The following is an 8,113-nucleotide window of genomic DNA, read 5'->3' as shown; positions in this document are numbered from 1 at the left end:
GGGGGTGTCCGGGGCCCCGGGGGGGGGCGCCGGGGGGGGGGCCCCCCCCGGGGGGGGGGGGGCCGGCCCCCCCCCCGGGGGCGGGGGGGGGGGGGGGGGGGGCGGCCGCCCCCCCCCCCCCCCACGTCCGCCGCACGGCAAGGTCGGGTGTCGACGCTGAAGCCCTGGCCGCCAGAGCCGGACCGGGTGCTCACCCGCCACGGATGCGCGTGACCGTTACGCATCACCAGCCGACGGCCCCGCTCGTCACGCTCGTGCGGCCGGCGGTGCTGCCTTCACAACGCCTCAGGGTTCGCCGAGGCTGGGAGGGCGGGGCGGGTCGAGAGTCATGGGGTCGAATGATCCAAGGAAGCGGCCCGGTGGATTTCGCTGCGGCGTGGGGAACGGAGCTGAGGGTCTGGGCTCGGTGAGGTAGGCGGTCAGTAACACCCCTTCCAGCAGATCCTGGCCTAGCCGTGCACCGATCCGCTCCTCAATGGCCCCAAGCGCGGCACGGTTCGGGGGCAGGGATTTGCTGCGGGCCAACTGTTCGGTTCTGGCCCAGAGCGCGTGGGGTTGCTGGCCGCGGACCGAGTAGGCGAAGCCAGGTTCGAAAGACTCGATGCGCAGCCCATTCCGGAAATACTTGAGTGTGCTCTTCCCCGACATGTTGAAGAGCGAGAAGACCTCGGTGTGGGCCGACAGCATAGTGAGAACCTCGGGTCGGCTGCCCTGATAGCCAATCTCCTCAAAGCAAAATCCCCAGCCGTTCAGTGTGCCGGTACGCAGCTGGGTGCCGCCGTGATTAGGCGAGTACTTGTCCCACGCCTCCTGTCGGGTGAGCAGCTCCGCCCTGACAGGGTCCGCCCCATAACAGGTGAGTAGGTCCTCGGGAACCAGGTCGAGGCTGAAGGTGACAGTGAAGCCGAGATCAGCCCATTTCCAAGGCCCATGATCAGCGTCCATTATGTCCTCGTTCGGGTGCGGGGCCGCGCTCCGGATGGTTGCCCGGTGCGCGGCCCACGATGTGCCGTCAATCTGTCGCTACTGCGTAATCAGGACCGTGTATCCCTCCAGGTCCATGACCCGGTCGGTCTGCGCGAAGCTGCCGAGCTTTCCACCCGCCGCCTCATTTTGCAGCTCGGAAACGTGGCCGCGGATGCAGGGTTCGTTGAACGTGACCGGCTTGGCGTCGTTCGCCTGGTAGAAGTTCCACACACCGTTCTGCAGCAGCGGCACGATGTCGGCGCACATAGAGCCGGTCGTGCCACCCTCCAATGTTTTGGCGAACGGGTATTCGTCGCAGGAGTCGTCCACCACGATGCTGTCGTCGAACGGAATGAACGGATCGAGCGGGGTGTTGCAGGTCGCGTTCCGGTTGGCAGTCGCGGTCGCGTCGCTCGCGATCCTGTGCAGGGGACTGTCTGGCGCACCCCAGTGGTCGATGAGATCATACTGGGCCCAACCGTATGTGGCGGCAGCCGCGCCATACTGGCTCAGCGGCAGAACGAGTTGGGCTTTGACGTCGGGGTAACCACCTGCGCCCGGCTCGGTACCGGTGCCGTGGCTGATCGGCGTGACGGCGTCGAGGGCAGCCGTGGGTTCCAACGCTCCGGGTAGCTCCGGGATCGGTGGCGGCTTCGCCGCGGATCCGGGATCGAGTTCGATCGGGCCCACGGCCGGTAGGTCGGGGTCGAGCGGCTCCGGCAGTCGCGGAAGCGGCGGGAGGACCGGGTCGTCCAGCAGGGGAAGGTCGTCGAGTGGCAATGGCGTCGCGGACCGGTCCGGTGACGCCTCCGGCGCCGGCACGCGCTCCGGTAAGGGCGGCACGCGTTCCGGCGACGGCGCCGGCGAGCGCGGGTGGCCCGGGGCGGCTGACGGGCTGTCCCCCGGCCCGGGCCGCGGGTGGTCGGGGGACGGGCCTCCGAGTGGGGCGTGCGGCTGATCCGTGCGGGGCGCACCCGGGGTCAGTTGTTGGACGAACGGCAGTGGTACGGCCAGGGCGACCGCCGTGACGGCGACGACCGCGGCCATACCCACCGGGTCGGGTGCGCTCTTGCCCGGAAGCCGGCGGACCGCAACGACGAGCCACGGCAACACGAGAGTGTGGGTGGCTGCCCGCCGTAGCCACCGGCGTGCCCGGGTCAGATGGGACTGGACGGAGCGACGGGTCAGCCCGAACTGGCGTGCGACGCTCTCCGGCTGCACTCCCCAGCCGGTCGAGAGGCAGACCACGTGTGTGGTGACCGGTAGCTGGCGTAACGCGTCGATGAGCCAACTCGCCATGGCCCGGTCGGTGATCGCCTCGTCGAGTTCGGGGGTCGTGCGGTCCCTCTCGTCACCGAGCCGGATCACGGCGACGCGTTCCCGGTTACGTCGGCGCAGCAGATCCACGTACCGTCGGTAGGCGACCGTGGCGGTCCAGGCGGCGGCGCTCTTGGCGCCGGCCGCCTCCGGATCGGTCAACAACGCGAGCAGAGCCTCCTGGGCGCAGTCCTCGGCGTCGTATCGGTTGGCACCCGCCGCCAGGCACCGGCGTACGGCTGACTCGCGCGCCCGAACCAGTTCGGACTCCTGCATGCGGTTCCGGTCCTCCCGTTCGGCTTGGCCACGCGCGAGGACTGGGCAGGGACGGGCTGCGCGGGGCGGTTCGGGATCGAGATGAGAAATCTAGGTGCGTGTTGGGCGCTCGGGCGACGACACACCGATGGCTTCCACCGCCGGCGGCTGGGTCAACCGGCCGGTGGCCACCAGGGCCCACGCGGTGTGGAGCGCCCGGTGGCCACCGTCCACCTCGGACAGGTGGGGCTGTCTCAGACGGACAGGCCGCAGTTCACGTCCGCCGTCAGGCTGGCCCGGACGTACAACCCGTTGTCCAGCCGGAGCCACAGCGCCGCGTCGGCGCCGATGGTGGTGCCGACCACGGTGAGGGTCGTGCCGGCCGTGACGCGGGCACCGATCGGGCTGCTCAGGTCGGGGCGGACGTGCAGATCCGCGTCGGCCGTGACCTGGACCTGGCAGTTGAGCGAGATGGACGGCAGCGTGATGTCGTTCGTCGCGGCGTTCGCCGTGCCGACCCCGAGGAACAGGGCGCCACCCATGGCGGCGACGGCGAGCATGGAAGCGGCGAGAGTACGGGACCGAACTCGTGACATTTTGAACTCCGTTCCGTGTCAAGGTTTTCGAACTGGCCAGCCGTATTGATTCTCGACATCCCGTCGAGGCGCGCATTGAAAGATTATTGGTCGGGAATCAACAGGTCAACAACCACGCCGCCGCAATTTACGCCGCCAAAGACATCGCCGAATTGTCGCCGAATAATTGAGTACGCCACTCTCGGAAATCTGCACACACCCGCATTCCTCGGCACGCGTTTCAGGTGCGCGATCCGGAGGGCGTACCCCGAACCGCCGGGGAGGCGGCGCGCCGGACCGACCACACAGGACGCACCGCCCTCCGGGCGTCGACCGCGCCCGTCAGCGGACCGCTACCTTGTACGCAGCACGAGACAGGAGCGAAGGAGCCCCTCATGACCGACAGTCCAACCCGGGGTCGGGCGGCCAAACTGGACGTCACCGTGCCGCACTCGGCCCGCGTCTGGAACTACTGGCTGGGCGGCAAGGACAACTTCGCCGCCGATCGCCAGGTCGGCGACCAGGTCATCGAGGTCTACCCGGCGATCGTGGACGTCGCCCGACACACCCGGGCCTTCCTCGGTCGCGCGGTCCGGCACCTCGCCGGCGAGGCGGGCATCCGGCAGTTCCTCGACATCGGTACCGGGCTGCCGACGGCGGACAACACCCATCAGGTCGCCCAGCGGGTCGACCCGACCTGCCGGGTGGTGTACGTCGACAACGACCCCATCGTGCTGGCGCACGCCCGGGCCCTGCTCGTCGGGACCCCCGAGGGCCGGACCGAGTACATCGACGCGGACGTGCGTGACCCGGACCTGATCCTCACCGGGGCGGCCGGCACACTGGACTTCGACCGTCCGGTGGCGCTGATGATGCTCGGCATCATGGGCAACGTCCTGGACGACGACGAGGCGTACGCGATCGTCCGGCGGTTCGTGGACGCCGTACCGTCCGGAAGCTACCTCGCCCTCGAGGACGGCACGAACGTGATCCGCCCGGAGGCGGCCCACCAGGCCGAACAGGTCCGCGCCGATGCCGGTGACCCGTACCGTCTGCGCAGCCCCGAGCAGATCGCCCGGTTCTTCGACGGCCTGGAGTTGCTGGAGCCCGGCATCGTCCCGGTCTCCCGGTGGCGCTGCGGACCGGAACTCGCGCCCGAGGTGGACGCCCTCTGCGGGCTCGCCCGCAAGCCCTGAGCCCGCCCGCAAGCCCTGAGCCCGGGTGCGAGCCGGATACCCGACGAGTCCGCTTGCCGACAGTACGGCTCCCTTCACGCGCGCTGCCAGCTCTGACAACCTGCTGTCGGCAGGTTACCCAGTGGACAGGACGGGCCGAGGGCGATGACGAAGCGTTGGTTGGTCACGGGGTGTTCGAGCGGACTCGGTCGGGCCCTCGCAGCCCGCCTCGCCGCCGAGGGCGAGCAGGTGGTGGCGACGGCCCGCCGCCCGGAGACCCTCGACGACCTGCTGGCACAGTATCCGCGCACCGTGGTGGCCGCCGCCCTGGACGTACGGGATCCGGCGCAGTGCGCGGAGGCGGTCGGGCGGGCGGTGGACGCCTTCGGCGGCGTCGACGTCCTGGTCAACAACGCGGCCTACGGCCAGTTCGGCGCGTTCGAGGAGGTCTCCGACGCGGAGCTCGCCGCGCAGTTCGACACGAATGTGTTCGGGCCGTGGCGGCTCACCCGGGCGGTGCTGCCGGTGTGGCGGGCGCAGGGCCGCGGGCACGCGATCTTCGTCAGCTCGGTCGCCGGCGTGGTGCCGTTCCCGGGGCTCGCCGCGTACACCGCGAGCAAGTTCGCGGTGGAGGGGGCGGCCGAGTCGCTGGCCGTCGAGGCCGGGCACCTCGGGGTGAAGGTGACCATCCTGCAGCCGGGTGGCTTCGCCACCGGGTACGCCGCCAACCTGGCCATGCCGGCGCAGCGGATCGCGGACTACGCGCCGGCCGCCGACGGCATGCTCGGCGCGCTGCGCGGCATGAACTCCAACATGGAGGTCAACTCCCCCGAGCTGTTCGCCGACGTGGTCTGGCGGCTCGGCCAGCTGGAGTCGCCGCCGCTGCGGCTGCCGGTGGGACCCGACTCGGAGGCGTTCCTGGAGGCCGCCTACGACGCCCGGCGCCGTGAGTACGACCAGGTCGTCAAGGCGGGCCACCACACCCTCGCCTGACCCACGTCGACCGCCCGGCGACCCGGGTGGGCTGACGGGGCGCCGACGCGGGCGGGAGCAGCGGCGCCGGACCGCGGGTCGAGCGGGTGACGTACGGGGGCGGGTCGCGCCGCACCCGTACGTCGGCGCCGCGACGGGGTCAGCCCTTGCGGCCTTGGGTGGCCACGCCCTCGATGAAGTAGCGCTGGCCGAAGCTGAACAGCAGCAGCATGGGCAGCGTCACGAGCAGCGAGGCGACCATCACGTACTGGTAGTCGCCCTCCCCACCCGCGGTCAGGCTGTACTTCGTCATGGCGTACGCGATGCCGAGGGGTGCGGTGAAGTCCTCGACCGATTCCCCGTTCAGGTAGATCAGCGCGCCCTGGAAGTTCTTCCACGCCGCCTGGAACTCGAACAGGAACACGATGACGAAGGACGGTATGGACAGCGGCATGGCGATCCGCCTGCTCGCGCAACCGGTCCAGCGGCACGGTGACCGCGTGCCGACGGCCGCCGCTGACCTCGCGTACCCAGTCCGCGAGGCCGGCGCTGCGGTAGCCGAAGACGGGGTCGCGGGCGAACTCCGTGTCGGCGACGGGAACCGCCCCGGCCGGCGTCCGTAGGTAGCGCCCCGCTGTTGGAGAGCACGAAGGTCGCGGACCGCGTCGAGGCGAAGAACTCGTCGAAGGCGGCCCGGTGGGGTCGCAGGATCACCGCCACGTCGCTGACGGACTGCGTGCCCGTCGGGTCGTCGTCGACGATCACCTTCGCCCGCCGGTCGGCGGCGATCTCGGCCCGCCAGGTGGCGAGATCCTGCACGTACGCCCCCTTCGATCGCCGGGTCCGAATCTCATCGCCGGGTCCGGATCTCACTGTCCGACCGGGAACGAGAGATGTCAACGTTCTGAAAGACGAGGACCCGCACCCACCCGGGTACGGGTCCTCGGTGCGCCGGCCGGGCCGGCGGTGGATCAGAAGACGGTCACGCCGTACGCGCTGGCCGCCTCGGTGACGGGCTGGTAGAAGGTGGTGCCACCGGTCCGGCAGTTACCGCTGCCGCCGGAGGTGATGCCCAGCGCCTTCGTCCCGTCGTACAGCGGGCCGCCGGAGTCGCCCGGCTCGGCGCAGACGGTGGTCTGAATCATGCCCTTCACGGTGCCGCTGCCGGTGTAGCGGACCGTGACGTTCAGGGCGGTCACCGTGCCGCTGTGGGTGCCGGTGGTGGACCCGGTGCGCTTGACCGACTCGCCGACGAACGCGTTCGCGGCGGTGTAGCCGCCCGGGTGGCTCAGCGACGCGTTGTCGTAGCGGACCAGGGCGTAGTCGTTGCCCGGGAAGCTGGAGCCGGTGGTCGCGCCGATGAGCGTGGTGAGGCTGGAGTTGGTGTACCAGGTGTTGGCCACGTTCCCGCAGTGCCCGGCGGTGAGGAAGTAGTACACGCCGGACTTCACCACGTTGAAGCCGAGCGAGCAGCGGTAGCCGCCGCCGTAGATGGCGTCACCGGCCGAGACCAGCGGACGGAAGACGCCCTTGGCCCGATCGATCCGGATCGCGCCGGCCTCGGCGCCGGCGCTCTTCTTCAGGGCGGCGACCGCGGCGGCGGAGACGCTCTCGTCGGCGGTCACCACGACCCGGTTGGACGCGGCGTCGACGCGCCAGGCGATGCCCTCGACGCCGGAGGCCGTCACGGCGGCGTCGACCCGGGCGAGCTGGTCGGCGGTGAAGGTCTGCGGGGCGGCCGAGGCGGCGCCCGGAACGGCGAGCGCGCTGGCGGCCACCAGGCCGACCGTCGCGGCGAGCATACGGCGGATATTCACGGTCTCCTCCTAGGACGTGAAGGCCGCCGGTTGTGCCGGCGTCCCTGCCGTGCCGCCGAAATCAGGTGGGGGGTCACCTCGGCGATCACTTAGCGGCGAGTATCTACCTTGTTCGATACTCATGCAAGGGGTTGATCGCCAGCGGAGTGTCCTTGATCGATAGCTGCCGCATCACCACCCATCGCGGAGTCACGGGTAGGCTGCGCTCAGTCTTCGCGGGGAGGATCTTCGCTGCATGTCCGGGTACGGCGGTCCAGTCACGGCGGTCGACACCGCCACCGCCTGCTGATCGCCCTCGTCCTGCTGGCTTTCGCCGGGACCCAGGCGGTGGCGGCGCCCGCGATGGCGGTCGCACGGCGGACGCGGACAGACAAGTGCCGTGACGGGTGACGACGGCGGGACGTGTGGCTGTACGGCGACGGCCCGGCGGGCGGGCATGATGTCCCTGAGTCCCCCTTGATCTGCCGGCTGCCCGGCATCGTCCGTCGAAAGGGAGTGTTCATGGCTTTAGTTCAACAGGTAAGAAGGCCGCTGCGGCGCCTACTCGTTCCCGGCCTCGCCGCGGCTCTGCTGGTGGTGCCGGCCGGTGCGGCGGCGGCGAGCGGCTTCGGCCGGCCCCAGCTTCCGCCGGCGTCCGGATGGGCTCCCGTGCCCGGCGCGGCCCAGGCCCGGTCCGGGCCGGCCGCGGTGACGTACACGGGGGATCTGTTCCTGTTCGCGCAGGCCCCCGGCGGCGGGGTACGGACGAACCGGTACTCGCTCACGGCCGACGCGTGGTCGGGCTGGACCAGCGTCCCGGGCACCGCGAAGGCGCACTCGGCCCCCGCAGCCACCGTCTACGGCGGAAACCTGCACCTGTTCACCACCACCGCCACCGGCCAACTGCGCACCAACCGCTACACCACCAGCGGCACCTGGACCGGCTGGACCACCATCCCCGGCACCGCGAAGGCGCACTCGGCCCCCGCAGCCACCGTCTACGGCGGAAACCTGCACCTGTTCACCACCACCGCCACCGGCCAACTGCGCACCAACC

Annotated in this window: 8 protein-coding genes and 1 pseudogene; 3 read left to right on the top strand and 6 right to left on the bottom strand. The window is 70.6% G+C overall.

Translation table 11 applies throughout. The features are described from left to right. Positions 1-285 precede the first annotated feature (285 nt). From ACGFIZ_RS30475 to ACGFIZ_RS30465, 3 genes are all read right to left on the bottom strand, one after another. A complete protein-coding gene (locus tag ACGFIZ_RS30475; protein WP_393425545.1) occupies positions 286-945 on the bottom strand; it encodes a DUF6461 domain-containing protein in 660 nt (219 codons plus the stop codon). Between the two features lie 78 nt (positions 946-1,023). Next, positions 1,024-2,559 (bottom strand): sigma-70 family RNA polymerase sigma factor, encoded by a 1,536-nt coding sequence (locus ACGFIZ_RS30470; protein ID WP_393425542.1) that lies wholly within the window; start codon positions 2,557-2,559, stop codon positions 1,024-1,026. Positions 2,560-2,792: 233 nt separating this feature from the next. Next, positions 2,793-3,134 carry a hypothetical protein gene (locus tag ACGFIZ_RS30465; protein WP_393425539.1) on the bottom strand — a complete coding sequence of 114 codons (342 nt, stop codon included), beginning with the start codon at positions 3,132-3,134 and terminating at the stop codon, positions 2,793-2,795. Positions 3,135-3,508: 374 nt separating this feature from the next. Between ACGFIZ_RS30465 and ACGFIZ_RS30460 the strand changes: the two genes are divergently transcribed. Further along, positions 3,509-4,309, top strand: a complete 801-nt coding sequence (locus ACGFIZ_RS30460; RefSeq protein WP_393425536.1) for an SAM-dependent methyltransferase — start codon at positions 3,509-3,511, stop codon at positions 4,307-4,309. 144 nt (positions 4,310-4,453) lie between these two features. Beyond that, positions 4,454-5,281 carry an SDR family oxidoreductase gene (locus ACGFIZ_RS30455; RefSeq protein WP_393425533.1) on the top strand — a complete coding sequence of 276 codons (828 nt, stop codon included), beginning with the start codon at positions 4,454-4,456 and terminating at the stop codon, positions 5,279-5,281. A gap of 139 nt (positions 5,282-5,420) precedes the next feature. Here the strand turns inward: ACGFIZ_RS30455 and ACGFIZ_RS30450 are convergent, their stop codons facing one another. From ACGFIZ_RS30450 to ACGFIZ_RS30440, 3 genes and pseudogenes are all read right to left on the bottom strand, one after another. Continuing rightward, complete coding sequence (locus ACGFIZ_RS30450; protein ID WP_393425530.1) at positions 5,421-5,714, bottom strand: hypothetical protein; 294 nt, start codon at positions 5,712-5,714, stop codon at positions 5,421-5,423. Positions 5,715-5,766: 52 nt separating this feature from the next. After that, positions 5,767-5,811, bottom strand: a pseudogene (locus ACGFIZ_RS30445) (hypothetical protein); the annotation flags it as partial. Positions 5,812-6,231: 420 nt separating this feature from the next. Further along, a complete protein-coding gene (locus ACGFIZ_RS30440) occupies positions 6,232-7,077 on the bottom strand; it encodes a S1 family peptidase (protein WP_393425527.1) in 846 nt (281 codons plus the stop codon). A 501-nt stretch (positions 7,078-7,578) separates the two neighbouring features. Between ACGFIZ_RS30440 and ACGFIZ_RS30435 the strand changes: the two genes are divergently transcribed. After that, positions 7,579-8,113, top strand: a 535-nt coding sequence (locus tag ACGFIZ_RS30435; protein WP_393425525.1) for a hypothetical protein, incomplete at its 3' end; no start/stop codon positions are given.

Origin of the sequence: Micromonospora sp. NPDC048830, from assembly GCF_043198215.1 — a bacterium.
Classification (GTDB): domain Bacteria; phylum Actinomycetota; class Actinomycetes; order Mycobacteriales; family Micromonosporaceae; genus Micromonospora.
The sequence above is the reverse complement of the archived record's forward strand: the minus strand, read 5'-3'. Positions and strand labels throughout refer to the sequence as shown.

What these genes read in the sequence shown, in the direction of transcription:
- ACGFIZ_RS30475 (WP_393425545.1), bottom strand. Translation starts at nt 945, where the DNA reads ATGGACGCTGATCATGGGCCTTGGAAATGGGCTGATCTCGGCTTCACT.
- ACGFIZ_RS30470 (WP_393425542.1), bottom strand. Translation starts at nt 2,559, where the DNA reads ATGCAGGAGTCCGAACTGGTTCGGGCGCGCGAGTCAGCCGTACGCCGG.
- ACGFIZ_RS30465 (WP_393425539.1), bottom strand. Translation starts at nt 3,134, where the DNA reads ATGTCACGAGTTCGGTCCCGTACTCTCGCCGCTTCCATGCTCGCCGTC.
- ACGFIZ_RS30460 (WP_393425536.1), top strand. Translation starts at nt 3,509, where the DNA reads ATGACCGACAGTCCAACCCGGGGTCGGGCGGCCAAACTGGACGTCACC.
- ACGFIZ_RS30455 (WP_393425533.1), top strand. Translation starts at nt 4,454, where the DNA reads ATGACGAAGCGTTGGTTGGTCACGGGGTGTTCGAGCGGACTCGGTCGG.
- ACGFIZ_RS30450 (WP_393425530.1), bottom strand. Translation starts at nt 5,714, where the DNA reads ATGCCGCTGTCCATACCGTCCTTCGTCATCGTGTTCCTGTTCGAGTTC.